The 1,521-nt window shown below is 63.1% G+C and carries 2 protein-coding genes; both read right to left on the bottom strand.

What is annotated here, in order from left to right:
• A partial coding sequence (phaP, locus tag ACXJ7R_RS32280; RefSeq protein ID WP_457155340.1) for a TIGR01841 family phasin occupies positions 1 to 267 on the bottom strand: 267 nt, incomplete at its 3' end.
• 107 nt (positions 268 to 374) lie between these two features.
• The coding region (locus ACXJ7R_RS32275; RefSeq protein ID WP_457155339.1) for a DUF445 domain-containing protein at positions 375 to 1,521 on the bottom strand (1,147 nt) is incomplete at its 5' end.

The following is a 1,521-nucleotide window of genomic DNA, read 5'->3' as shown; positions in this document are numbered from 1 at the left end:
GGCCATCAGTTCCTGCGGATTGCCCGGCGCCCTGTAGCTTTGCGCCATCTCGGTAACCTCGCGCAGCGTGTCCTGCAGCATTTCGCGCTGCCTGGACAACAGCGAGGTCGCGCCGGCGGCACTGGCTCGGGCCGATTTTTCCAGCGCTTCGAGGTTCTTGCGATGATGCGCAAGAATTGCCTCGACATCGACGTTGGGCACTTTCAGGTCGCGGCCGAACTTGCCGAACATGTCCATGAAGGAATCGGATTCCGGTTGCTTGGCCATGATGGTCTCTCCCCTGTCGCCGCCGATTGGGCTCCCGGACGGGAGAATAGCACCGAAGTGCCGCGTGTCCATTCGAACGCAGTGGAATCGGTCTAGGTCCGAATGCGTCAGCCGACGAGGAACAGTCGCTCGGCGACATAGAGCACGACACCGGCAAGCCCACCAATGATCATGCCGTTGAAGCGGATGTATTGCAGGTCCCTGCCGATGTTCATCTCGATCAGCCGTGTCAGCTGCGCCAGGTCCCAGCGCTTGACCTGGTCGGCGATGAATTTCGACACGCCGCTCTTCTGGCTCTCCACGAACGAAGCGAGCGCCACCACGAACCCCTGGTTCATGTCGGCCCGGATCTGCGCATCGCCGGCGAGATGGCGACCGATCTCGACGAACATGTTGGCGAGATGCGTACGGATGATCGACTCGGGCGCATTGGCGTCCTGCTCGATGAACTGGCTGAGGCTTGCCCACATGTCGCCGGCCAATCCCCTGACCTCCGGCCGGGCCAGGAAATCGCGTTTCAGCTTCTCGGCGCGCTTGGCATATTGCTTCGATGTCCTGAGCTTTTCGATGAAGGCTTGAGCGAAACGGTCGAATTCGGCGCGCATTGGATGGTCGGGATCGGCCCGCACCTCGTCGAGCAGCGAACCGGCCGAGGCGACGATCTTCTTCAGCAGGTAAGCGTCGGCGCGGAACAGGTTGAACAGCGACGGCAACTCCTCGCGGATCTTCTCGCGCATCGTCGCCAGCGCCTGCTCGTCGTTGAGGAACCGGCCGATCACCTTGGTGAATTCGTCGAACAGTTTCTGGTGGCGACGGTCGTCGGTGAGCGCCGACAACAGCTCGGCCGCCAGCGGCGCCAGCGGCACCTTTTCGATCTGCTCCAGCATGCGGCTGGTGACGAAGCCACGCAGGCCGGATTGCTCGACGGCGGCAAGCGTCTGCGGTACCAGCCGCACGACGAAGCGCGACAGGCCTGCCGCACGTTCGGCATCGGCGAGCCAGTCGGCGACCAGCGCCGAGAAATCGACCTCGGCAAGCTTTTCACGCACTGGTTCGGGCGCCAGGAAATTGACCTCGATGAAGCGGCCGAGATTGTCGGCGATGCGGCTCTGGTTCTCGGGGATGATGGCGGTGTGCGGGATCGGCAATCCAAGTGGCCGCCTGAACAAAGCCACCACCGCGTACCAGTCGGCCAGCCCGCCGATGGTCGCGGCCTCGGCAAAGGCCGCGACGAAGCCGAGCCACGGATAGATG

It is taken from the genome of Mesorhizobium sp. P5_C1, from assembly GCF_054049815.1.
The sequence above is the reverse complement of the archived record's forward strand: the minus strand, read 5'-3'. Positions and strand labels throughout refer to the sequence as shown.